We start from the raw sequence: 23,401 nt of genomic DNA, 5'->3' as shown, positions 1-23,401 counted from the left end.
CCCCTGCACCCCCGCCGCCCCCGGCACCCTCGCCAGGAAGGTCGAACGTGCAGCGGGCCTCGATCACGGCGGTGGCGGATGCCTTCGACCTGGTGTCCTCCGTGCCGGGGACGATCGAGTCGCCGACGGGTTTCGTGGACTGGACGGTGACCGTGTAACCCAGCAGGCCCACCGGACCACAGCCGTCGACAGCGGCGTCATTCTGCGCCGCCAGCTCGTGTGCTCGCCAGCAGCCGTCCAACTGCGCCCCGATGCCGTCGAAGATGTCCTGCCACTTTGTCGGGTCGAGTACGTCCTCCACCCACATGCCGGCGAGTTGGTCCCGGGTCTCCTGTGCGGCAGCCAAAGCCGCCGCGTCGGCCGCGGTCTGGGCGCCGTTCCGGTTTGCCGCGGCCTGGCCGACCGCAAGGTACGCGAACGCGAGAAAGAGCAAGCCCGCCACCACCGTGATGTAGATGGGGAGAGCCTGCCCTGCGTCGTCGCCGCCGTACCGGGGCCGCCGCATCAACCGCCGGTCACCTCGGTGATCTTGTCCGTGATCGCGTCGAAGATCGTCTGGCCGATGTCCGTTCCCACGATGGCCAACACGATCGCCACCACCACCGCGATGATCCCCAGGTACTCCACCGCCGTCTGCCCCCTGTCGTCGCGCGCGGCACGGGAGCGCAGGTGCTCGACGGTGGTGTGGATCCAGTTGCTCATGGTGTTCCCCTCTGGTGTTCGGCGGTCGCCGGGCGCTGGGCTCGCAGGTCTTGGGAGAAGTCTTGCGAGAAAAGTAAGCGGAAATACCCGAAACACCAGAGGGTCCCTGGGCCCGATTCCGGACCCAGGCCGAAAACCATCGCTGTGTCATCGCCGTCGGCTCCGTCCTGGGGGTGAACCCGGAGCCCCGCCTGGCCACTTGGCGGTGGCCTGCGCACGGCGGGTGCTGTGGAGTTTGGCGAAGATGCGGTTGACGTGGCCTGTTGTGATGGGGTTCATGATCTCCGCCTCCCTCCCGCTCGGCCGGAACCGCGACCGATCCAACGACGACTGTCCCACATCTGGTTGCATTTGCGAAAGGTGTTCCGGAAATTTCCTTGTAGTAGTTGGCAGTTCGGCCTTTGCTTGCGCTAGTGATGCAGTTGCGCCCCCTACTCCCCCCACTCCCTCTCCTCCGCCTACTCCCCCGTCAGCGACCCGAAATCCGTCCCCGACCCCAACAACAACCCCGCCCCCAACAGAATCATCGTCGCCGGCACCATGAACGTCGTGATCATCAGCGTGGCCCGCGGCACCGCCCGGGCCGCCTTCCGGCGGGCGTTCTGGGCGTCGGTGCGGCGCATGTCCTTGGCCAGGGCGACGAGGGTCTCGACGATCGGGGCACCCAGTTCCTCGCCCTGTTGGAGGGCCGTCACGAACATCGCCACCTGCTCGGAGTCGTTCCTCCGTCTCAGCTCCGCGAAGGCCTGGCGGCGGCTCATGCCGAGGTCCATCTGGCGCAGGGTGATGCGCAGTTCGTCGGCCCAGGGTCCCTCGTACTTCGAGGCGACCCGGTCGAGTGCCTGGCGGAAGCCCAGGCCGGCGCTGACCACGACCGCGAGGACGTCGAGGAAGTCCGGCAGGGTGCGTTCGATCTCGTCCTTCCTGATCCGGATGGCCGACCAGATGCCGACCTCCGTCCAGAAGGCGCCGAAGGCCAGCAGGAGCAGCGCCACCAAGAACTGTCCCCGCACCAGGAAGACCAGGAAGCCGACCGTGCCCAGGAAGCCGTACACCGCCCGCCTCGCCGCGTAACGGTCGATGGTCAGGCCGCCGGGGTTGCCCGCGAGGTCGATCTTGCGGCGGTACCTGGCGACCAGTTTCGGGCCCATCAGGCGCAGTACGGCGGGGGCGTAGCGCATGCCCATGCGGTCGATGAGGGAGTCCACGGCGCCGGTGCGGGTCGCGCCGATCTCAAGGGCCAGCGCCAGATCGCTCGGCAGCTTGGCGTCCGCGCGGTACATGCGGACGCCGGCGAAGATGCCCCAGACGCCCAGGGCCATCAACAGCGCCAGGGCCAGGCCCAGTGTTCCGGTTTCCATCGTCGTCTTCCTCCTGTCCCTGTCTCTGTCTCTGTCTCTGTCTCTGTCCTTGCCCCTGTCCTCGCCCGCGCCTCAGACGTCGATCCGCGACATACGCCGGATGAGGACGAACCCCACCGCGTACAGGCCGAACGCGATCAGCACCGCGGCCTGGCCGACCGGGGAGCCCGTCATGCGGTCCAGGGCCCCGTCCTGCACCCCGTTCATCAGGAACAGCGACCCGACGCCCAGCACGGGGACGGCGTACGACGTCATGCTCACCTGCGAGAGCTGGGTACGGACCTCGCGCCTGGTCTCCTTGCGCTCCTCCAGGGTCTCCGTGAGGTTGCGCAGGGCGCTGACCACCTGGCCGCCGGCCCGGTTGGAGAGGACCAGCGTGGTGACCAGGACGACCAGTTCGCGGGACGGGAGGCGTTCGGCGAGCTCGCCGAGGGCGTCGTCCATGGAGGCGCCGAGGGCCAACTGGTGGGAGACCTTGGCCAGTTCCTCACCGGCCGGGGCCTCCAGCTCCTCCGACGCCATGCCGATGGCCGTACGGAGGGCGAGGCCCGCGTGGGCGGCGTTCGCCAGGATGCGGGCCAGTTCGGGGAGTTGGTTGATAAAGCGTTCGATGCGCTTCTGGCGTTGCCAGTTGAGGAACTGGACCGCCGCCCAGACGCCCAGCAGGCCGGCGATCGGGCCGAAGAAGGGGGCCAGGGCCGCCTGGCCGACCAGCCAGAGGCCGGCCACCGTCACCAGCATGTAGACGAAGAACTCGCCGGGGGTGACGTCCAGGCCCGTGGACACCAGGCGCAGTTCCAGCCGCTTGCCCGGTTTCGTACGGCGCAGTCGGCGGTCCAGGTCGACGAAGCGGCGTCGGCGGCCGCCGGCTCCGGTGAGCTGGCCGGCGGACGTCAGACGGTCGACCAGGGCCTGGCGCTGGGCCCGGCCGGAGGCGTAGGCGTGGACGCCCACGACGGCCAGCGCGCAGGTGAGCAGCGCGATACCGGTGGTGAGCGTGATGCGGGTCTGGAGGTCCATGGGTGGGGTCCTACCTGGCTTCTCGGGTCGCGAGCTCAAGCGGTGACTGGGCGACGCCGAAGGCCTGCGGTATCGGCTGGCTCGCCATGTAGAGGCGGTCCGCGGTGCGGCGCGGGAGAGGGTGGTACGCGAAGGCGCCGTGGACGCGGCCGTCCGCCGTCATGGGCCGGGCGTTGAAGCGGGCCACCGTCGCCACCCGGTACGGCTCCGCCCCGTGGCTGTCCAGGATGGCGATCTCGGTGATCCTGCGGGCGCCGTCCGGGAAGCGGGTCAGCTGGATGATCACGTCCACCGCGCTGTTGATCTGGTCGTGCAGCGCCTCGAAGGGGACGGTCACGTCGGACATGGACGCGAGGGTCTTCAGGCGCATCAGGGCGTCCTCGGTGCTGTTGGCGTGCACGGTGGCGAGGGAGCCGTCGTGGCCGGTGGACATCGCCTGGAGCATGTCCAGGGACTCGCCGCCGCGGACCTCACCGACGACGATGCGGTCGGGGCGCATACGCAGGGAGTTGCGGACGAGGTCGCGGATCGTCACCTGGCCCTTGCCCTCCACGTTGGGGGGCCTGGACTCCAGGCGGATCACATGGGACTGCTGGAGCTGGAGTTCGGCCGAGTCCTCGATGGTGATGATGCGTTCGTGCTCGGGGATCAGCCCCGACAGCGCGTTGAGCAGCGTGGTCTTTCCGGTGCCCGTCGCGCCCGAGACGATGATGTTGAACTTCGCCTGCACGAGCCCGGCCAGCAGATACACCATGGGCTCGTCGAGCGAGCCGAGACCGGTCATCTCGTGCAGGGTGAAGGAGCGGGGGAAGCGGCGGATCGTCAGGGTCGCGCCGGTCAGGGACAGCGGCGGGATGATGACGTTCACGCGCTCGCCGGACGGCAGGCGCGCGTCGACCATGGGGTTCGATTCGTCGACCCGGCGGTTCACCGTCGAGACGATCCGCTCGATGGTCTGCATCAGCTGGTCGTGAGAGGGGAAGCGGAGCGGCAACTGCTCGACGCGGCCCGCCCGTTCGACGAAGATCGCGTCGGGGCCGTTCACCATGATCTCGGTGATCGAGGCGTCTTCGAGGAGCGGTTCGAGGATGCCGAGGCCGAGCGCCTCGTCGACGACCCTGCGGATCAGCTGCGAGCGCTCGACCGTGGACAGCACCGGTCCCTCGCGGCTGATGATGTGCCCGAGGACCCTCTCCAGGCGGGCCCGGCGCTCGGCCGCCGCCAGCGAGCTCATCTCCGCGAGGTCGATCTCCTCCAGGAGCTTGGCCCGGTACGAGGCGACCAGGTGGCCGTCCTCGCTCCGGCCGGGGTTTTCCTCGGGGGTGTTGATGCGCGCGCGCAGGCTCATCGTCGGTGCTCCTTGTTCCTGCGTCAGTCGGTGGTCGCGTCGAAGTCGAGCGGCATGGTCGCGCTCTTCTGGGCGGGGTCGAAGTCCCAGCCGGGAACGATGGACGGGATCTGGACGGTGGCGGTGACCGTGACCACGTCGCCGCCGGGCGCCTCCGCGCAGTCGGTCCCGTCGGCGAGCCAGCTGCTGACCGCGGTCTGGCACCCCTCCTCGGCGGTACCGGGTTCGAGCGAGGCGGCGCGCGCCCCGGCCCGGGCCGCCGTTCCGGCCTGCTGTGCGGTGTAGGCGATCAGGCCGACTTGTACGCCGGCCAGGGCCACGAGGATCAGGATCGGGATGAACCCGAGGTACTCGATGGCGACCTGGCCGCGGTCGCGGGCCGGCCTGCGGGCGCCCTCACCGGCGTTCGGCATCTCAGTCCTTCTCCTCCAGCACGGTCCCCGCATGGCCCTCGACCGTGAAAGGGAAGCCGATCGAGCCGGGGAACAGGACGGGAACCTCCAGGGACACATCGGCCGTGACAAAGCCGCCCGCGACGCCGCACCGCACACTGGCGCCGCCCTCCCACGCGCTCGGCAGATGCTGAAGCCCTGCCTCTTCGCAGGCCGCCTGCCCCTGCGACGCGGTCGCTGCCCGCGCCGCCTCGTCCGCGGCATTCCCCGCGAGCGTGAACGTGTACCCCAGCAACACGAACTGCCACAGCAGCACCAAGGTGAGGATGATCAGTGGCGTCATGCCCAGGAACTCGATCGTCACCTGGCCCTTGTCCCCCCGCCCCCTCACCGCCCTATCTCCTTGCGCCGCCGGAACGTCAGCGCCGCCCGGTCCCCGCCCCGCGCCGCCCTGCCGTTGCGGCGCGGTACGGCTCCCTCGGTGCCCTTGACCAGGCCCAGCTCCCCGGCGAGCGCCCACAGGGCCTGCTTGACGGTCCCCTTGGGGTCCAGCTCGTGCACCCGGCCGGCGTCGACCGCGCCCTGGAGTTCCTTGAAGTTGGCCGGGACGGCGGTGGCCGCGACCGCCGTGCCGGTGATCCGCTGGATCAGGGCGGGCTGGATCTCCGTACCGCGCGAGTGGCGGTTGACGACGATCGTGGTCTCCTCCGCCTTACGGATCTGAAGGCGGTCCCACATCCGTACCGTGCGCTTGGCGCCCCGGACGGCTACCACGTCCGGGGTGGTGACGAGGAGCGCGGTGTCGGCCATCTCCACGGCGGCCGCGCTCGCGCCGCTCAGCTGGGCGCCGCAGTCGATGACGACGACCTCGTAGCGGGAGCGCAGGGCGCTGACGATGTGGCGGGCGGCGCGGTCGGTGACCTCCTCGCCGCGTTCGCCGTCGCCGGGGGCGAGGAGCAGGGCGAGGCCGGTGTCGTGCCGGAACACGGCGTCGGCCAGCACGCGCGGGGTGATGTCGCTGATGGCGGCGAGGTCGACGACCGAACGGCGGAACTGGATGTCCAGGTAGGAGGCGATGTCGCCGGTCTGGAGGTCCATGTCGAGCAGGGCGGTGCTGCGGCCGGACGCCTGGGCGGCGAGGGCGAGCTGGATGGCGGTGAGCGTGGCGCCCACGCCGCCCTTCGCGCCGCTCACCGTGACCGCCGTGCCGCCGACACCGCTGAACACGTCGCCGCCGGCGCCCAGATGACGCCGTACGCCCACCGACCACTGGGCCACGGCGTTGACGCGGCTGGCCAGCTCCTCGTAGTGCAGGGGCAGGGCGACCAGGCCGCGGGCGCCGTAGTCCATGGCGGCCTGGAAGAGACCGGGGCCGGCGTCGGAGGTGACGAGGATGACGCCGACCGCGGGGAAGCGCAGGGCGACCTCGCGGATGAGTTCCAGGGCCGGGACGGGACCGATGCGCTCATGGACGACGACGACCTCGGGCAGTTCGTCGACGGACTCGGCGGCCAGGCGCGCGAGGGTGTCGACGAGCTGGGTGGAGTCGGTCACCGGGGCGACGGGCTCGGCGTCGGGGAGCTGGCTGAGCAGCGTCGTGAGGGACCGGACCGCGTCCGCGTCGCCGACGGCGGGGAGGATCCTCGTGGGCATGGGGGCCTCTCACTTGTCCTTGGCGAGTTCGTACGTGCGGTTCGTCGCGGGGATGTCGGAGTCGTCGCCCGGCGCCACCAGGGCGAGGCGGACCTCGTCGGCGAACGACTCGGCGTACGTGATGCGCTGGGCGTCGATCGGGTCGAGCGCGAAGGTGATCGGAACGGCGTCGGTGGGCTGTCGGCTCCGGTCGTTCTCGTCGGGCTTGAGGGAGGTCAGCTCGCCCACGTCGATGACCCGGGCGTTCTCCACGATGAGCCTGGACTGGTCGGGGGCCCTGTCGCCGTCGCCCTCGAAGGTGGCGTAGACGTTGACCGTGGCACCCGGGGTGATCTTGCCGGCCACGCCGGTCGCCGCGTCGATCATGATGGCGATCTCCTGCTCGCCCGTCTGGAGCGCGGGCTGGTCGACGATCATGTCGCTCTGGAGCAGGGAGCCCTTCCGCAGGGTCGTGACGGCGATCTTGCCCCGGATCTCGCGGATGTTGCTGACCGCGTTGTCCGAAAGCCACCGGTCGGGCATCTGGATCTGCTGGAACTGGCTCGCGTCGAGGGGCGTATAGGGCGCCACGTCCGCCTTGAGCTCGTATGCGACGACCTTGGGGCCGACCTGGGACTTCACGTCGCTGATCACGGACAGGACACCGGCGAAGGCGCCGAGGGCGCAGACGACGGACAGGAGCAGGAGTATCACGCCGCGGCGCTGACGGGAGTTCATGAACCGTGCAACCTCTTGGGGGAATCGGTCGGAAGCGGTCGGATGGGGCCGGGTCGGCTCTGGGCTGCCGGTTTCCGATCAGCCCGCGCGGGCCGGCTGCTCGTGAGTGGGCGGGACGGCGGAGCAGAAGACGCAGCGGTCGCCGATGACGTCGATGCCGCACCAGTGACAGGTGTTCTGCCGTACGGAGGTGACGAGTTGGTAGAGCACCGACAGGTCGGGCAGGTAGGCGCAGAACTCGATCAGCTTGGCCGTCCCCCACCAGGCAGTCGACTCGGCGGGCAGGACCACCTCTCTGAGGCCCTGCGCGTTCCAGGACTTGGCCAGCGTGGCGTTGACCCAGTCGGACTGGAGCTGTCCCTGCGCGACCAGCATCGAGGTACCGAACTCCGGGCCGGGGAGGGTGACTCCGGGGGCAATCCGGATCAGCTGCGGAGTGGGATGGGCGAGCACTCCGAACTGGCTGCCGGGCATCCAGGACTTGGCGTGGGACTTCAGGTCGACGGGGACGCGGTCGAGTTTGGCGACGGAGCCGAGGAGGGCCCCGGCGTGGAGGTAGTGGGTGAGCAGCCGGCCGGCCGAGGCGAGGACGCCGGGGCTGAGGTCGCAGGAGGCCAGCTGCCGCAGCTGGCGGGCCAGGACGGCGAGGCCGAGCGGGGGCAGTTCGGGCCGGAACACGGCGATGCGGTCGCTCTCCAGCAGGGACCGTACGGTGTGCAGCCGCTGCCGGACGCCGCGGGGAACTGCCTGCGAGCAGACGACGACGACATGTCCGTGCTGCTCGATCAGCGTCTGCATGCCCGCCAACGACCGCTCCAGCGGCTCCCGGTCGAGGTCCTGGAGCACGACAGCGGGCACGGTTCGCTCGTCCTGCGCCGGCAGCGCCATGTCGGCGCTGGTCACGGCAATGGCAGTTGGCACGCGCAGCTCCCCGATGACTTCATTGCGTGACTACCTCAGCACTGTATCCACGGCTTTGTCGCCGGAGAACAGCTTCTCTCCAGCTGGGAAGCAACTCTTCCAGCACAAGACCCGCCAAAACGGGGCAGGTTGCGCACACGAATTCTCCATGACCGGAAGCCCTTGACAGGTGAATTGGTCTGGACCAAGTTGTTCAGCATGCCTCTTGTCATGTCCATACGCAGCAGATTCCGGGTGGGCGCGGTCACCGCGGCCCTGGCCCTCGCCTTCCTCCCCGCGGGCCACGCCTCCGCCGCGGACGTCAACAACGCCAAGAACGCCGGCTTCGAGGCCGGTCTGAGCAACTGGACCTGTTCCGCGAACAGCGGCACGGCCGTCTCCTCCCCGGTGCACGGCGGCGCGACCGCACTCAGGGCGACCCCGGCCGGGCAGGACAACGCCCGCTGCACCCAGGCCGTGGCCGTCAAGCCCAACTCGACGTACACGCTGAGCGCCTGGGTCCAGGGCGGTTACACCTACCTGGGTGCGACGGGCACGGGTACCACCGACGTATCGACCTGGACGCCCGACTCGTCGTCCTGGAAACAGCTGTCGACCACCTTCACCACCGGCGCCTCGACGACCTCGGTGACGGTGTACACGCACGGCTGGTACGGACAGGCCGCGTACTACGCGGACGACCTGTCGGTGTACGGCCCCGACGGCGGCGGTGGCACCGACCCCTCCCCCACCGTCCCCGCCGCACCGAGCGGGCTCGCCGTCTCGGGCACGAGCTCCTCCTCGGTCTCCCTGGCCTGGAACACCGTCTCGGGCGCGACCGGCTACCACGTCTACCGGGGCGGTACGAAGGTGACCGCGGTGACCGGCACCTCCGCGACCGTGACCGGGCTCGCGGCCTCGACGTCGTACTCCTTCCAGGTCACGGCGACCAACGCGGCAGGTGAGTCGGCGAAGTCGGGCGCGGTGACGGGGACGACCACGGCGGGGCCGGTGGGTCCGGCGCTGCCCAAGCACGCGGTGACGGGCTACTGGCAGAACTTCAACAACGGCGCCGCGGTCCAGAAGCTCGCCGACGTCCAGTCCCAGTACGACATCATCGCCGTCGCCTTCGCGGACGCGACCTCGACGCCGGGCGCGGTGACCTTCAACCTGGACTCCGCCGGGCTCGGCGGCTACACCGTCGACCAGTTCAAGGCGGACATCAGGGCCAAGCAGGCCGCGGGCAAGAAGGTCATCGTCTCGGTCGGCGGCGAGCGCGGCACGGTGGCGGTGAACGACGCGGCGTCCGCGACGAACTTCGCGAACTCGGTGTACGCGCTGATGCAGGAGTACGGCTTCGACGGCGTCGACATCGACCTGGAGAACGGTCTCAACGCCACCTACATGACGCAGGCCCTCCGCTCGCTCTCGGCGAAGGCCGGCTCGTCGCTGGTCATCACGATGGCACCGCAGACCATCGACATGCAGTCGACGTCGAACTCCTACTTCCGGACCGCGCTGAACATCAAGGACATCCTCACGGTCGTCAACATGCAGTACTACAACAGCGGTTCGATGCTCGGCTGCGACGGCAAGGTCTACAGCCAGGGCTCGGTGGACTTCCTCACCGCCCTGGCCTGCATCCAGCTGGAGGGGGGCCTCGCCCCGTCCCAGGTCGGCCTGGGCCTGCCGGCCTCGACGCGCGGCGCGGGCAGCGGGTACGTCGCGCCGTCGGTCGTGAACAGCGCCCTGGACTGCCTGACCAAGGGCACGGGCTGCGGTTCCTTCAAGCCCTCGCGCACCTATCCCGAGCTGCGGGGCGCGATGACCTGGTCCACGAACTGGGACGCGACGGCGGGCAACGCGTGGTCGAACGCGGTGGGACCGCATGTGCACGCGCTGCCGTAGCCGAGTGTCACAGCCGAGGATGACGTAATCGAGGTTCTACCCCCCAACAGCCGCTTTGCCGGGGTGCAGGACTCTGCTGCGCGATTCGATCCGCCGATGGTCCGGTTGGAGTGTTTTCGCTGGTCCAGCGAATTGCGCAGCAGAGTCGAGGGACGCGTTCAATCATCCCCATGCGCCGCTCAACCTTCCGCTGCGTCGTCTGCGAACGCATCAACGTCGGCGGTGTCCTTGGCCTCCGGGACCGCGATGGTTGGCGGCTGATTGACCTCAAGGAAGGTGGTGGTCAGGTCGAACGGTTCGCCGGCGCTGCCACCCCGTGGGTTGTAGGTCTCTCCTCGCAGGCGGAACTGCTTGACGTGGCCGTCGTGGTCGATCCAGAGGTCCATGGTGAGCACGTCATCGGCATGGAGCCCCAAGAACTGATCAAGGCTCTCGACCTGACGCTCTTGAGTCGCCTTGTCCGCAGCAGCGTCACGGGCGGCGCGCAAGCCGCCACTCGTGACCGTTCCTCTGTATTGCGTGGTTCGAGTGCCGTCGATCGACTCCGCCCCGATCTTCCGCACGTCCTTGGAACCGGTCAGGATCGTGGACTGCACGACCGGGCTTCCCTCGATCTGACGCGGCAGCATGCCGTAGGAGTTGTTGTCCACCGCACCACGACCCCACACGGCCGGGGCGGCCCTGACCCAGGTCTTGCCATCCAACTTGCCGGAGAAGACCTCACTGGAGGTGACCGCAGGTCCGCCGACATACATCACCCCATCAACAAATCGGATCTCCGTCCGACCGTCTTCACCCTGGCCGTTCGCGGTCATCTCCATACTCATGGCGAGCGGTTCGGCAGTCATGGATGCTTCGACCCTCAGCCGCCCCACATCCGGCACAGTGCCGACGACCCGGTAGCGGAGGGATGTGACCTGCTCCGAGTTCTTCGCCGCCTTCGCCACTACCTCTGCGGGCGTCATCCCCGACGAGTCCTCCGTCGCCGAACTGACGGCACCACCCGCGGGACTCTCACCACAGGCAGCCACAGACGACAGAACCGCCATGGTGACCACCGCTATGCGGAATCCCGCTCGGTGTCTCCTCATCTATACCTCTCCAAGTCGTTACTTACAGCGCGGTCCTTGTCGGGCTCCAGGTCATGTCCGGTCTCAACATCGAAGAGATCCAGGAACCCAGGAACTTCGCTGCCTCTTACCGTGACCACTGCTCTGCCGACCGCACAGCAACAGCCTGTTCATCCGACGCGGGGTGTACCAATATCCGAACCCATAGATCAGCTCCGCCCCAGTTCATCGCCCCTGTTGAAAGTCCGGCGACAGCCGCGCAACGCGCCGTCTCACGCTCCGCCCGCCCCCAGCCACACCGGTCGGCCTGCCGCCATCCGCGCACCTCATGACGGGGATTCAGCACCGCCAACGTCCACCGTCACACGAGCCTTTCAACCTTTCAGTGTTGCCGCGAAAAGGTCACTGGCGGGTCCCTCCAATCGGAACCGGGGACCACACATTCCTCAACCAAATCGACACACTCGAATTCAGCTACTGCAGGAGCACCCTCATTCGTTGCGCGATCTCAGCCGCCTTCTGGCGAACCTGATCGTCGTTCAACAGATCCGGCATGCCGACACCTGCTGAGTCATAGTCATGTGCGACGTAGAAGAGGTCTGCCGCCGCCTGATAATGCTCGGCGGACGGATGCGGGCCACCGTAACTCTTGTACAGGGGAAGGCAGACAAGAGAGAATTCTGAAGGAGACATTCTCCCTTCGGAAACAGCCTCCGCGAGTACCAGGAAAGGCTCCAACGTCGCCATCTACAGCTTCCCTTGCATGGTCAGGTACCAGAACTGGTCCGAATTCACGTCCGTTTCCCATGCCTCAAGCAGCAATGATTTGCACTGGAACCCGTCTCCCGGCCAGCCGACGCAGCCGACCGGTTGTGGATCGTGGACGGTACGTTCATCCCGGTCCGTGACCGGGGTGGGCACGCCCTCGCGGAACTGCCGGTTCTCGGCGAACGTGCAGGTCATCGTGGGCGCGGACACACGACTGGTGATCGCAGCCGCGCGTCCGGTGCCGGGCACCACTGTGGACGCCCACGCCTGGCGGAAGTCCGAGCTGAGGGTGCACTGGCCGGGCGTGACGGTGCTCGGCGACGGCGCCTGCCCAACTGCCGGAAGCAGAGCCCGCACCGCCAACGCCCGGGGCGGGCTCTGCTTCGGGGTGAGGAGGACGGCAACGCCGAACACCGCAAGATCCGCGCCCGGGTGGAACATGTCATCGGCCAGATGAAGAACTACAAGACAACACGCTTTAGATCATCCTGCCGGAAGGATCAGCGGATTCGCGATCTCCCACTGATCCATAACGACGATACAGGCCGGTACACACGCGGTGCGGCCCTGTGGGCGCACGGCAATGGGAATCACCAGATATCTGGCTCCTGCCATTGGACACACGTCGGACGTTGCCCACCGGAATTCAGAAATTCCTTGACGGCCTGACGGACGAGAATGACGGGGATTTCTGACCGATCGGGAAATTCAGTTCCGTTCCCAACGATAAAGTAGGAAACGCCGCCCCGCCCTTTCCCGTCGCCGAGGGAAACGAGATTTCCCGTTTCGTCCATGAAGCTGAGAACACCTACTTGGAGTTCCCTGTCCACGCCAACCAGAAATTCGTGATCCGGAAATCCTGAGGCGAGAAGTGGACGATCCAAAGAGTGCAGCTCGGCCATGTTCTCGGAATCTGTACCAGCGAGGAGGGCATCGATGAACGAATCAACATCGTCGGGCGTGAGGACGATGCGCTCTTCCGCATGCTCTGCCCGATAGTAAGCTTCAGCACGCCCCTGTTTCACTCTGCGCCTCCATAGGTCTTCGAATTAAAACCGCCCTTGCCGTCCGGCCAGTGCACTGTGAGTGTCCTCTCGCGGAGGATCAGAGGGAGCGCTGCATCACACCCCAGTCGTTGCGCGCACGGCCCGGCAGGGTTGTTGATGACGATATCACCTTTGTCTATTTTCTGTGCAACCATCATCGCGGCAAACTTTTGTTCCACGTCGCTGGCACGGGTGGACTTGGCGACGCCTGGCAAAGCGCCAGCCTTCCTGAGCCTGTCATTAACTATGTCCAGCAGCTTCTGGTCACCTGCCGCAACCCCGCTGGTCACTTGAAAGACACGCCCGTCCGCCGATCCGATTCCAGTCGTCTTCCCCTTTGCAACAAATTTCGGGAGGGATTTAAGTGCGAAAGCACGGAGAGCGGCAATTCCCTCGCCTAGTCCTAGAGCGCGCGCGGTCGCCCAGCCCGAACCACTGGGACCCCACGGTACGACGTTCTCTTGGACTGGAATGTATTCGCAGACTGTCGATTCCGCGTTGCACATGAGCAGCGGCGGAGTCTTTTCAAAGATCTTGTTGAAGACGTAGCTGAGAGCTCTGAGAACTGGGTCGCTTATGTTGTTCTTGTAGGGACCAGGTGTGGGCGTTGGACCCGGGCTCGGGCTCGGTACGGGGTCGCTGTTGTTGGTGCTTGCCGTGCCGCAGTTGCTGTTGCAGGGGTGTTGGGTCTTGGGCGGGCCGGATACGGCTTCATTGGGGCTTCCATTGCCCGTGGAGCCATCGGGACGCGTGGGGCAGCCCTCCTTAGCTCCGCCGGCTCCCCCGCAGGCGAGGCCCATACCGGTGGGGTCCGAGAAGACGAGAGGGTTCTGTGCCCCGTAGCTGTAGCCATTCAGCGTTTGAGGTCTGTCTGTCTCGAGCAGGGGGTCGACGCTGAGGAACTGGCCGATGACGGGGTCGTATTCACGGGCGCCGATGTGGGTCAGGCCCGTGGTGGCGTCGCGGGTTTTGCCGAGGAAACCCTTGTCGTCGGGCCAGGTGGTGGTGTCGCCGACGGGTTGGCCGCGGTCGAGTCCGAAGGGGGTGGCGAAGCGTTTGGTGTAGGTCTGGGCCGTGTCCGGGGCGAGGGCCAGGGTGGAGGTGTTGTGGTGGTCACCGGCCAGGTAGGTGAGTTTGTTGGTGCCGTTCTCGTTGGAGCGGACCGCGGAGGTGATGCCGCCCGCGGCGTAGTAGCGCTGGGCCCAGGTCGTGCCGTCGGCCTTCAGGTGCAGTTCAGTGGCGCCCGCGTACAGGATGCGTTCGCCGTTCTCGGTTGCGCGGATGAGCAGTTGGCCAGCGGTGTCGTAGAGGTAGCTGGTGCGGGCGCCGTTGGGGGCGGTCGTGGTGGCCAGGTGGCCCTCGTCGTCCCAGGTGTGGGCAAAGGTGTTGGAGGTCACTGGGGCGGAGCCGATCCAGGACCCAGCGCTCCACTTCAGCTGCCAGTCGGCGTCGTAGACGGTGAAGGAACCGTTGTCCTGCAGGGTGGCGAAGTAGCCCGAGCCGGAGCCCTTCCAGGTGCCGGTGGACCACAGCGGGGTGCGGTCGGCGTCGTAGACGACGAAGTTGCCGTCGTCCTGCATGGTGGCCCAGGCGCCGGGATGGCCGGCGGTGTCCGTGTGCCACTTCACCTCACCGGTGTCCCTGTCGTACAGGACCAGGTCGCCGTCTTCGCCCATCACCAGCCGCGCCCGCTGGGAGCGCACCTCCTCACCCGCGGTGAGCTTCCACCCCGCCCGCAGATACTGGTGCGAGGTGGTCGTGGCACGCATGGTGGTGTTGCCCGTCTCGTCGTAGGAGAAGGACTGTGTCCGCGTGCCATCGCCCGTGACGCTCACTTTCGACAGAGCGTGCGGCTGCGCCGCTCCCGCCGCCGGGTAGGTGTAGTCGTGTCGGGTGTCCTGGCCCGCTCGGACACCGACGCCGTGCTGGATCTCGCTGGTGCGCTGCCCGGCGTCGTTGTAGGTGTAGCTGGTCCAGTACGGTGCCGGGCCCGACAGAGCGGATGCGCTGCGCGTGTCCGAGCACTTCTGCGACGACGGGGTCCACGCCTCGATCAGGCGCTGGTGGCCGTCGTAGGCGAAGCACTGAGTCTCCGCCGAGCTGGCACCGCCCAGCGTGGTCGGGTCGGAGATGGAGGTGACGTTCCCGGTCTGGTCGTAGGCGTAGTTGAGGTCCTGCAGCATGTACGGGTGGGTCTGGTCCGTGACATGGCTGCGGGTCAGGCGGCCTGTTCCCTCCTCGAAACGGTTCGTGACATAGAAGCTCTTGTTTCCGGTGCCGCCCGTGCCGAACGTGAGCTGTTGCGGCTGGGACAGCGCCGAGTAGGTGACATCCAGCAGGTAGCCCGTTGCCCCGCCGAAGTCGGTCACATTCCCCAGGCCGTCGTAGCCGTAGTCGATCAGCTCCGACGGCAGGCCGCCCATCGCGGGCTCTCCGGTCACTCTCAGGGTGCCGTCAATGGCGTAATTACTTTCGAAGGCCAGGGTTGCCGACTCGCCCGCCTGCACGAACGGGTCGCTGTCCGGCAGCCGTAGCTGGGTGCTGGTCGCCCGGTCCAGGCTGTCGTACGCGGTGACAGTCGAGGTGTACGCCTGGCCCGTCTTGCCGCCCACGTAGCGGGTGGAGGAGGTGAGTAGGCCCTTGAGGAGCGTGTCGTAGGTGTAGCCGGTGAGCTGGTTGGCGTCTGTCTTCGTGCCCGACCAGGTCCCGGTGACGCGACCGAGCACGTCGTACGCACTCAGGATCGACGTGCCGCGTGCGTCCGTGGACTTGATGACCTGGTCGAGCGCGTTGTACTCGCTGGTCGTCGTGCCCTTGTCCGGGTCGTCAGTGCTGCTCTGGCGGCCGAAGAGGTCGTAGCCGTAGGTCCACTTGGCGCCGTCCGGGCCAGTAATGGACTTCTGCTTTCCGTCCAGGGTGTACGTGAACCTGGTTGCCGCGAATGAGGCGCCGGGGCCGGGTCCGAAGGCGGCGTCGGCCGGGCTCTCGCCCGCGTACACGCGGGACTCCGTCGTCTGCCCGAGTACGTCGGTGATCGTCCGCTTGGCCGAACCGCCGTTCACTGCGGTCGTGGCTACGGAGTCGCCGGTGTAGCTCGTGCTGGTGGACCATTTCTTGACGCCGTAGACATAGAGAGTGCTGGTCGTGGCACGTCCCGCCCCGTCGAAGACGGTCTCTGTCTGGGTGGGCGCCTCGCCGTACTCGGCCCGTGTGTAGGTGCCGTTGGGCGTGCTGGTGGTGTCGAAGATGTCGGCGTACGTCTCATACGCCAGCCCGCGTGTGTCGTAGCGGGTGTCGGTCAGCAGCCGGCCGCCCTGCGGTGTCGGGGACTGGGTCTGCAGCGGCCGGAGCAGGGCGTCGAAGAGCGCGTAGCTGGTGTTGTAGGTGTCTCCGTCCTTCTTCAGGGTGGACGTGGACACCCAGGACGGCTTGGTGTTGTCCAGGTGGTAGGCGAACTTGGTGTTCGGGGCCTGGCTGCCACGGATCCGGTTCGGCAGCCACACCTCGGTCAGGCGGCCGAGCGCGTCGTAGTTCAGCTCGGTCTTCTTGAGGTTGATGTCGTAGCTGCGCAGGGGCAGACCCCGGCGCGGGTCGAGGAAGCTGACCGACTTGTACTGTTTGGGGTCGGTGGTGATGGTCTTGGTCAGCGGACCCGCCTCGGCAGGGGTGTACGCCGTCGACGTGGTGTTCCCCGCCGTGTCCGCAACGCTCAGCGGGCGGCCGAGGGCGTCGTACGTCGTCGCGGTGACTTTCTGCCAGCCCGTCGGCGTGCGGTCACCGTTTGGGTCCGCGGTGGTCGCGTAGCCGGTGGCACGACCGGTCCAGATCGCCTCGCCCTTGGTGGGCTTCTGAGTGGCCGACCAGGCGGTGGCGGCTGCGTTGTCGTAGACGACGGCGGTGTCGGAGAGGACGTCTCCGCGGGTGGCCGGGGTCGCGGGCAGGGAGAGCGACGTGTCGATGGTCGCGCAGGTGCGGGCCACGGTGCGGTTGCGGGAGACCAGGCTGGTGATGCCCAGGTCGGTGTTGCGGGCGTACCATCTCTTCACCACGGCCACTGCACTGCGCGTCGAGATCAGCGACCCGCGCGGCGAGCGGCTGCCGTGCGCACCCGACGCGACCAGCGACGATCAGTTCGGGCGCGGGCTCGCCCTGGCCGAGGCGCTGGCGGACGATTGGGGGATCACACCTCGAACCGTCGGCAAGACCGTCTACGCGGAGTGGCTCCTGACCCGGGGACTCGTTCTGGTCAGGGGTGCAGAGCAGTGACGGAATTGGCGCTAGCGTGGGCTCGTGCCGGAAAGGTGCAGTACGAGCAGAAGGGGCGGCCGATGACCACGCCTTACGCGGACGGAAACGGTCCCGTCATTCCCCGGCCGGAGCTGACACTGCCCGCTCTGCGGGAGGCCGTGGCCACGGTCGCCCCCTCCCGCCTGCCCGAGTTCTTCGAAGACCTGCAGAAGGCCTTCGTACGCGCCGGGGACGAGGACAGCGTCGTACCGATCCGAATATTCTACCGGCAGTGGGGCGTCGTGGTCGAGATCGAGCGGCATCCTGAGACCGCGCGCCGCCTGCACACCGCCGAGCAGGCCATCAACGATCCTGATCCGACCGTGCGCGAGCGTGCCGTCCAGGAGGCCGGGGAGATCGTGCGCGCCGCGCACCGCGAGGTCGCCGGTGGCTGACTGGCACTGGGAGCTGTTCCAGGACGACCTGCTGGACGGGCTCCCGGATCAAGCCCGTATCCAGACCGAGCGGCTGGCCAATGAGATCGCGGTGCGCGAGTCCATGGTCTTTCTGGACGGCGTCGCCTTCACCGGGGCCGGACCCGGCGTGCGCACCGAGAGCCGGGGGCTGCTCATGCTCACCTATCTGACGGACGTGCGTGGGGAGCGCATCGTGGTCGTGCAGGTGAGCTGGTTCGGCTGAGGCACAGCACACCGGACGACGGCCGTTACCTCATCGGCGCCGGCCGGTAGTGGCCGAGCACCCAGGCCAGCTGCGCGAACCACTCGTGCAGCCGCGCCCGGGGCTTGGCCTCCACCACGCCCTCGTAGAACCGGCCGTCCAGGTGGACCACGGCGACCATCAGGGCCCTGCCGTCGGGGCTCGCCTTGTAGTGGACGCTGCGGATCTCCGGCCAGCGGAACTCCAGCGTGTGGCCGGACAGCTCGAAGACGACGCCGGAGGCGTCGACCACGACCGCGTTGCGCTTGTCGACGGCCAGGAACTCCGGGCCGACGGGCGCGGGTGCCGGTGCCGGTGCCGGTGCCGGAGCGGGATACGGCGGCACCGGGGCGTACGCGGGTGGCGCGGGGGCGTACGGCGGTGGGGCGGGCGCGTACTGCGGCGGGGGTGGGCCGAAGCCCGGCTGCTCGGTCATCGGTGGCGTCCTGGGTCCTCGTACTCGCTGCGGGCTTCTCGAACTTCTCGAACTTCTCGGTGCTGCGGTGAAACATTCTCCCTGCCCCACCGCATCAGTGAAGTGAGGGCCCGCGCCCACAGCCGGGGCACAGCAGCAGGGGGAACGCATGAGACAGGCCCGCGCGGACGAGTACGCGGAGTTCGCGGTGGCCAGGGCCGGGCATCTGTACCGTTCGGCCTGTCTGCTGACCGCCGGGGACACCCACCTCGCCGAGGACCTCGTCCAGGAGACCCTCGGCCGGATCTACGTCCGCTGGGGCCGGATGTCCCGGGTCGGGAACCCCGCCGGGTACGCGCAGACGGTCCTCACCCGTGCCTTCCTCGCCCATCAGCGGCGCCGCAGCAGCACCGAGCGGGCCACGGACGCCCTGCCGGACCGGGCGGCCGAGGGCAGTGACCTGTCGCTGCGGCTGACCCTGCTCCAGGCGCTGGCCCGGCTGCCGGCCAAGGACCGGGCCGTGGTCGTCCTGCGGTACTGGGAGGACCGGTCCGTCGAGGAGACCGCCGAGGTGCTGAACGCCAGTTCCGCGGCGGTACGGACGCGGTGCTCCCGGGCCCTCGGACGGCTGCGCGAGCTGCTGGGCGAGGACCTCGGGGAGTACGTGGCCTCCTGAGCTCGGCCCTGACCCACGACCTTTCCGAGAAACGGTGGCTTGCCATGCCTGTGGAACACGACGAGGAACACTTCGAGGGGCGGCTCGGTCGTGCCCTGCACGACGCCGGTGACCGCTTCGACACGGACCGGGCCGCGCTCGCCGCCGCCGGCCGGGCACGCGGGCGGCGGCTGCGGCTCAGGCGCCGGGCCGCCGTGGCAGGCGGGGCGGCCGGGATCGCGCTCGTGGGGGCGGGCGGGGCGCTGCTCGTGCCCTGGAGCGTCACGTCCGCCCCGCTGCCGTCCGGTTCCAGCGTGGCCGAGCAGCCGTCCGGCACGCCGCATGTCCTTCCCCTGACCGGCCGCGAACTCATCGCGACACTCACGGATCTGCTCCCGGAGGGCAAAGTCGGCGAGCAGCGGGCACGGGGCACCGAGAACTCGACGCTGCCGCCGTACGTCCACCTCGTGTACGACGACGGCAAGGGGCCCGGGGCCATCGGGGTCACCCTGAACCGGGTCGAGCCCGGCAGCGACCGGGCCCGCGACGCGGTGGACTGCCCGGACAAGGCGCTCGTCCCGCACGACAGTTGCGTCTCGACCCGGCTGCCCGACGGCTCGCTGCTGAAGCTGTTCCAGGGCTACGAGTATCCCGACCGGCGCGTCGACACCAAGCTGTGGTCGGCCGACCTGGTCACACCGACCGGGCAGTACGTCTCCGTCAGCGAGTGGAACGCCGCGGCCGAGAAGGACGCGCCGATCAGCAGGAGCGAGCCGCCCCTGTCCACCGCTCAGTTGAAGGAGCTGGTGACGGCGCAGGTGTGGCGCAAGTACGTCGAGTTCCTTCCCGAGGACCCGAAGAAGCCGAAGCCGTCGGCCACGCCGCCCGCCGCCGTCGAACCGGGCGTGGACTCGGTCCTGGCCACGCTCGTCCCCCTCCTCCCCAAGGGTGTCGAGGTCGTCGAGAAGGGCCGCGACTACACCTACGTCGTCCTCGACGACGGCAAGGGCAGGAGCTACCTCCAGATCGACGTCCAGCACGGCATGGGCGACGTGGCGGACGAGCTCTTCGGGGACGGCTCCGAGACCCTGCCGGACGGGACGAAGGTCGGCTTCCGGGAGAGCGGCGGCGACAAGGACGTGGCGGGTGCCGTGATGTGGACCGTCGACACCCTGCGCACCGACGGCTTCCGGGTCGTCGTCAGCGCCCTGAACGCCGCCACCCAGCACGACGCCCCGACCCGCGAGACGCCCGCCGTCTCCAAGGAGCAGCTGCGGAAGATCGCCCTCAGCCCGGAGTGGGAGCGGTATCGCTAAGGGGTGTTCTGTCGCGCCTCCGCCGGCGCGTCACCGGCGACCGACCGGCCCGGCCGGCACAGCAGGACCGCCAGGAGGACCCGTGCTTTGGGCGTGCCCAGTTCCAGCGGTACGCCGGCCCGCCGTACCGTCAGCGGGCCCGACGCTCCGAAGTTTCTGACGGGGCACTGCGGTGGTGCAACATGGCACAAGAAAGACGCCAACCACTGCTCCGGCCAACCTTCCCGGGTCAGGGCGCTAGAAGAACTCCGACCACGGCTGGTCCCAGATCTGCTTCACGCACAGGACCAGGAACAGCAGGCCCGCGATCGCCAGCATCACGTTGCTCAGCGGTCCGTTGCGCCATTCCCTGGGCGTACGGGCGGAGTTGAGGAGCCAGATCAGGGTGCCGGCGAGAAAGGGCATGAAGGCCGCGCCCAGGACGCCGTAGATGATGATCAGCCGGAAGGGCTCGTCCTGGAAGAGCAGGACGATGGGCGGGAAGGTCAGCCAGAGCAGGTAGGCGCGGAAGGGCCAGGAGCGCTCCCGCTGCCCCGAGGCGACCTCCTCGCCCTTCAGCCCCTGGCGGCTGCGGTAGCGGGTCACGAAGTCCGCGAACATCAGGCTCACGCCGTGCCAGACGCCGATGAGGGAGGTGAAGGAGGTGGCGAAGAAGCCGATCAGGAAGAACTTGGCGGTCGCCGAGCCGTACTCGTCCGCCAGGATGTCGCCGAGCTGGATCAGGCCCTTGTCGCCGCTGGCGATGGCGATGTTCGCGGAGTGCAGCAGTTCGGCGCCGACGAAGAGCATCGCGATGACGAAGATGCCGGTGGTGGCGTAGGCGACGCGGTTGTCGAGCCGCATGACCTTCATCCAGCCGGTGTCCGTCCAGCCCTTGGCGTTGACCCAGTAGCCGTACGCGGCGAGCGTGATGGTGCCGCCGACGCCGCCGATCAGGCCGAGGGTGTTGAGGATCGAGTCCTTCTCGTCGGGCAGGACGGGCAGCAGGCCGGCGAAGGCGTCCCCGAGGTGGGGCGTGACGCGGATCGCCAGGTACACCGTCACCACGAACATGACGCCGACCAGGACCGTCATGACCTTCTCGAAGACGGCGTACTTGTTGAACCAGACGAAGACCAGGCCGACGAGCCCGCAGGCGATGGCCCACCATTCGAGGTCCATCACGTTCGGGAACAGTGCCTGTAGCGGAAGCGCGCTCGACGACATCGCGGCGGCGCCGTAGACGAAGCCCCAGATCACGACGTAGACCGCGAAGAAGTACGTGGTCCAGCGGCCCAGGCCGGCCCAGCCGTCGAAGAGGGTGCGGCCGGTGGCGAGGTGCCAGCGGCCCGCCGCCTCGGCGAGGGAGATCTTGACCAGGCAGCCGATGACCGCGGCCCAGAGCAGGGTGTAGCCGAAGTTGCTGCCCGCGATGAGGGTGGCGACCAGGTCACCGGCCCCGACGCCGGTCGCGGCGACGACGATGCCGGGGCCGATGTACCGCCAACTGGACTTACGGGGGCGGGAGTCCGCCTCGCCGACCGGTGATGCCGCTGTGTTTCCCGTGGTGTCCGCCATGCAGATCAAGAAACCTCAAGGGGGCCGAACCGGCAAGGGGGCTTGCGTGGAACCCGCCTGAAGGGGCGCGGGGCTGTGTCGATATGCGGCTCCGCCGCGTGGGCGCGGACAACCCCCGCTCACCCGCAGCCCGAAGACGGCCTCAAGAGGCACGACGAACCGCCCTCCGCCGCAGCCGCACAGCGACACGTCCCGAGCTCGAACCACACCGTCTTGCCCGTCCCGTCCTGATGGCACCCCCAGCGCCGGGCGAGCGCGTCCACCAGGAACATTCCCCGACCGCTCTCCGAGCCCCCCGCGTCCAGCACCGTGGGAACGCGGCGACCCGCGTCCCGGACCTCGCAGCGCAGGATCCCGTGCGCGGCGAACAGGGTGAGGCGGAAGCGGCTCGCCGAGTGCAGCAGGGCGTTGGTGGCCAGCTCGCTCACCAGCAACTCGGCCACGTCCGCCACGTCGTCCAGATCGGCGAGCCCCCATCCCTCCAGCTGCCGGCGGACCTCCGCGCGGGCCTCACGGACCGCGGAGGGGCGGGGGTCGTACTCGACGCTCAGATGGCCGGCTCCCATGGGCGGTTGGGGATACGAGCCGTACTGAGGTCCGGGATCCGGGAAGCGCGCCCCGTAGAGGTGCAGCATGGGTCCACAGTGGCGGGCGCGGGGGTGCGGGCGCACGGGGAGGAATACCCGATTCCCTACCTGTACGCGGTCCGTTCGAGGCACCTCCCTACCCGTACTGAAGCCGTACGCTCGTCCCCTCCCGGTCGTCCCGGACGTCGACGTACGCGCACACCTGCCGGGCGAACCACAGCCCCTGTCCGGGTTCCAGTTCCGCGCTCTGCGGCGGTACGAAGCCGGCCAGCGGGTCGTTGACGCGGCGCGGGGCGCGCAGTTCGCACACGCAGGCCGGGGCCTCGCCCCACAGCAGGGCACCGTCGACCGGCCCAAGGGCGGCGGCCGCCTCGGTGACGGCCGTCGCGAACAGCTCCGCGTCCGCGGCGGGCAGCCCCTGGACGGCCGCCCAGGTGCGTACGGCATCGGAGGCGGGCACGGGCCCGGGAAGCCGCTCGGCGTCGGCGGGGAACGGCGGCAGCGGTACGGCGTCGAGTTCGGCGGCGAGCCGGACCGGGTCCTCGTAGACGTCGGTGTCGGGGTGGGCACGGCGGGCGGCGGCCACCACGGCGGGGCCCGCGACGCGGGAGTCGTAGGCGCACAGGGCGGTCGTCGCGAGCGGCGCGAAGAGCAGGTTGGCGAGGGCCTCGTACCGGATCCACTCGGCGGCCTCCCGCGGCGAGCGCCCGGCCCGACCGCCCCAGACCGGCTCCATGAGCAGATGGATCCGCCCCCCGGGCCCGGCGTTCGCCGCGAGGTAACCGGCCCCCTGGGCCACCGCGTTGGCCGCCGACCCGGTGTACCACTCACCGTGCGGGATGAGCACGACCCCCTTCGCCTCACTGCCGAGCGCGTCCCGCAGCAGGTCCAGGTTCCCGGGCGCGGCGATGGCGACGGGCGGCGGTTCACCGGGCGCGGCGAGCGCCTCGCCGAGGAAGGGAAGGGCGGCGGCGAGGAACTCCTCGTCGGTGGCGAAGACGGTGATGCGGTGGTCGAAGGGGGTGGGGGCTGGGGCGGGGTG

The 23,401-nt window shown here is 68.7% G+C and carries 23 protein-coding genes and 2 pseudogenes; 7 read left to right on the top strand and 18 right to left on the bottom strand.

Annotated features, from left to right (window positions below; genetic code table 11):
• The 10 genes from KUM44_RS22770 to KUM44_RS22725 form a co-directional block, all read right to left on the bottom strand.
• On the bottom strand, positions 1-505 hold a 505-nt coding region (locus tag KUM44_RS22770), incomplete at its 3' end, for a pilus assembly protein TadG-related protein (protein ID WP_217210439.1).
• Positions 505-702, bottom strand: a complete 198-nt coding sequence (locus tag KUM44_RS22765; protein WP_217210438.1) for a hypothetical protein — start codon at positions 700-702, stop codon at positions 505-507. The genes KUM44_RS22765 and KUM44_RS22770, both read right to left, overlap by 1 nt.
• A 458-nt stretch (positions 703-1,160) precedes the next feature.
• Positions 1,161-2,063: a DUF5936 domain-containing protein gene (locus tag KUM44_RS22760; protein ID WP_217210437.1), complete on the bottom strand. Its 903-nt coding sequence runs from the start codon at positions 2,061-2,063 to the stop codon at positions 1,161-1,163.
• Positions 2,064-2,135: 72 nt separating this feature from the next.
• Complete coding sequence (locus tag KUM44_RS22755) at positions 2,136-3,083, bottom strand: type II secretion system F family protein (protein WP_217210436.1); 948 nt, start codon at positions 3,081-3,083, stop codon at positions 2,136-2,138.
• Between the two features lie 10 nt (positions 3,084-3,093).
• Positions 3,094-4,431: a CpaF family protein gene (locus tag KUM44_RS22750; RefSeq protein ID WP_217210434.1), complete on the bottom strand. Its 1,338-nt coding sequence runs from the start codon at positions 4,429-4,431 to the stop codon at positions 3,094-3,096.
• Positions 4,432-4,454: 23 nt separating this feature from the next.
• Positions 4,455-4,844 carry a TadE/TadG family type IV pilus assembly protein gene (locus tag KUM44_RS22745; protein ID WP_217210433.1) on the bottom strand — a complete coding sequence of 130 codons (390 nt, stop codon included), beginning with the start codon at positions 4,842-4,844 and terminating at the stop codon, positions 4,455-4,457.
• A gap of 1 nt (position 4,845) precedes the next feature.
• Positions 4,846-5,166 carry a pilus assembly protein gene (locus KUM44_RS22740; RefSeq protein ID WP_254389937.1) on the bottom strand — a complete coding sequence of 107 codons (321 nt, stop codon included), beginning with the start codon at positions 5,164-5,166 and terminating at the stop codon, positions 4,846-4,848.
• Between the two features lie 44 nt (positions 5,167-5,210).
• Complete coding sequence (locus KUM44_RS22735) at positions 5,211-6,476, bottom strand: AAA family ATPase (RefSeq protein ID WP_217210429.1); 1,266 nt, start codon at positions 6,474-6,476, stop codon at positions 5,211-5,213.
• Between the two features lie 9 nt (positions 6,477-6,485).
• Positions 6,486-7,193 carry a Flp pilus assembly protein CpaB gene (cpaB, locus tag KUM44_RS22730; protein WP_217210428.1) on the bottom strand — a complete coding sequence of 236 codons (708 nt, stop codon included), beginning with the start codon at positions 7,191-7,193 and terminating at the stop codon, positions 6,486-6,488.
• Between the two features lie 78 nt (positions 7,194-7,271).
• On the bottom strand, positions 7,272-8,081 hold the full coding sequence (locus KUM44_RS22725; RefSeq protein WP_217210441.1) for a hypothetical protein: 810 nt from the start codon (positions 8,079-8,081) through the stop codon (positions 7,272-7,274).
• Positions 8,082-8,324: 243 nt separating this feature from the next.
• Between KUM44_RS22725 and KUM44_RS22720 the strand changes: the two genes are divergently transcribed.
• Complete coding sequence (locus KUM44_RS22720) at positions 8,325-10,001, top strand: chitinase (RefSeq protein WP_254389935.1); 1,677 nt, start codon at positions 8,325-8,327, stop codon at positions 9,999-10,001.
• Positions 10,002-10,180: 179 nt separating this feature from the next.
• Here KUM44_RS22720 and KUM44_RS22715 read toward each other — a convergent pair whose 3' ends face one another.
• Together KUM44_RS22715 and KUM44_RS22710 are read right to left on the bottom strand one after the other, a co-directional pair.
• The gene (locus KUM44_RS22715; RefSeq protein WP_217210419.1) at positions 10,181-10,966 is read right to left on the bottom strand and encodes a hypothetical protein; all 786 of its coding nucleotides are present in this window, start codon (positions 10,964-10,966) and stop codon (positions 10,181-10,183) included.
• 579 nt (positions 10,967-11,545) lie between these two features.
• On the bottom strand, positions 11,546-11,818 hold the full coding sequence (locus KUM44_RS22710; protein ID WP_217210417.1) for a hypothetical protein: 273 nt from the start codon (positions 11,816-11,818) through the stop codon (positions 11,546-11,548).
• An 81-nt stretch (positions 11,819-11,899) separates the two neighbouring features.
• Here KUM44_RS22710 and KUM44_RS45605 point away from each other — a divergent pair.
• Positions 11,900-12,337 (top strand): annotated as a pseudogene (locus tag KUM44_RS45605) (transposase family protein); the annotation flags it as partial.
• Between the two features lie 92 nt (positions 12,338-12,429).
• Here KUM44_RS45605 and KUM44_RS22700 read toward each other — a convergent pair.
• Positions 12,430-12,864: an Imm1 family immunity protein gene (locus tag KUM44_RS22700; RefSeq protein WP_217210413.1), complete on the bottom strand. Its 435-nt coding sequence runs from the start codon at positions 12,862-12,864 to the stop codon at positions 12,430-12,432.
• A pseudogene (locus tag KUM44_RS45600) lies at positions 12,861-16,928 on the bottom strand (RHS repeat-associated core domain-containing protein); the annotation flags it as partial. The gene KUM44_RS22700 and the pseudogene KUM44_RS45600, both read right to left, overlap by 4 nt.
• Here KUM44_RS45600 and KUM44_RS22680 point away from each other — a divergent pair.
• From KUM44_RS22680 to KUM44_RS22670, 3 genes are all read left to right on the top strand, one after another.
• Complete coding sequence (locus tag KUM44_RS22680; RefSeq protein WP_217210412.1) at positions 16,906-17,151, top strand: ATP-binding protein; 246 nt, start codon at positions 16,906-16,908, stop codon at positions 17,149-17,151. The pseudogene KUM44_RS45600 and the gene KUM44_RS22680 overlap by 23 nt on opposite strands.
• Positions 17,152-17,213: 62 nt before the next feature.
• Complete coding sequence (locus KUM44_RS22675; protein ID WP_217210411.1) at positions 17,214-17,567, top strand: hypothetical protein; 354 nt, start codon at positions 17,214-17,216, stop codon at positions 17,565-17,567.
• Positions 17,560-17,811 (top strand): hypothetical protein, encoded by a 252-nt coding sequence (locus KUM44_RS22670; protein WP_217210410.1) that lies wholly within the window; start codon positions 17,560-17,562, stop codon positions 17,809-17,811. The genes KUM44_RS22675 and KUM44_RS22670 overlap by 8 nt, the downstream gene beginning before the upstream one ends.
• Positions 17,812-17,836: 25 nt before the next feature.
• Here the strand turns inward: KUM44_RS22670 and KUM44_RS22665 are convergent, their stop codons facing one another.
• Positions 17,837-18,265, bottom strand: coding sequence for a hypothetical protein (locus tag KUM44_RS22665; protein ID WP_217210409.1), 429 nt, complete (start codon positions 18,263-18,265; stop codon positions 17,837-17,839).
• A gap of 148 nt (positions 18,266-18,413) precedes the next feature.
• Between KUM44_RS22665 and KUM44_RS22660 the strand changes: the two genes are divergently transcribed.
• The gene (locus KUM44_RS22660; protein ID WP_217210408.1) at positions 18,414-18,920 is read left to right on the top strand and encodes a SigE family RNA polymerase sigma factor; all 507 of its coding nucleotides are present in this window, start codon (positions 18,414-18,416) and stop codon (positions 18,918-18,920) included.
• A 44-nt stretch (positions 18,921-18,964) separates the two neighbouring features.
• Positions 18,965-20,215 carry a hypothetical protein gene (locus KUM44_RS22655; RefSeq protein WP_217210407.1) on the top strand — a complete coding sequence of 417 codons (1,251 nt, stop codon included), beginning with the start codon at positions 18,965-18,967 and terminating at the stop codon, positions 20,213-20,215.
• Between the two features lie 237 nt (positions 20,216-20,452).
• Here KUM44_RS22655 and KUM44_RS22650 read toward each other — a convergent pair whose 3' ends face one another.
• The 3 genes from KUM44_RS22650 to KUM44_RS22640 form a co-directional block, all read right to left on the bottom strand.
• Positions 20,453-21,772: an Nramp family divalent metal transporter gene (locus KUM44_RS22650; RefSeq protein ID WP_217210405.1), complete on the bottom strand. Its 1,320-nt coding sequence runs from the start codon at positions 21,770-21,772 to the stop codon at positions 20,453-20,455.
• A gap of 119 nt (positions 21,773-21,891) precedes the next feature.
• Positions 21,892-22,338, bottom strand: coding sequence for an ATP-binding protein (locus KUM44_RS22645; RefSeq protein ID WP_254389936.1), 447 nt, complete (start codon positions 22,336-22,338; stop codon positions 21,892-21,894).
• Positions 22,339-22,495: 157 nt separating this feature from the next.
• Positions 22,496-23,401 (bottom strand): MEDS domain-containing protein (locus KUM44_RS22640; RefSeq protein ID WP_217210401.1); only part of this gene is annotated, 906 nt, incomplete at its 5' end.

The sequence above is a fragment of the Streptomyces sp. AC550_RSS872 genome, from assembly GCF_019049285.1.
Lineage (GTDB): Bacteria > Actinomycetota > Actinomycetes > Streptomycetales > Streptomycetaceae > Streptomyces.
The sequence above is the reverse complement of the archived record's forward strand: the minus strand, read 5'-3'. Positions and strand labels throughout refer to the sequence as shown.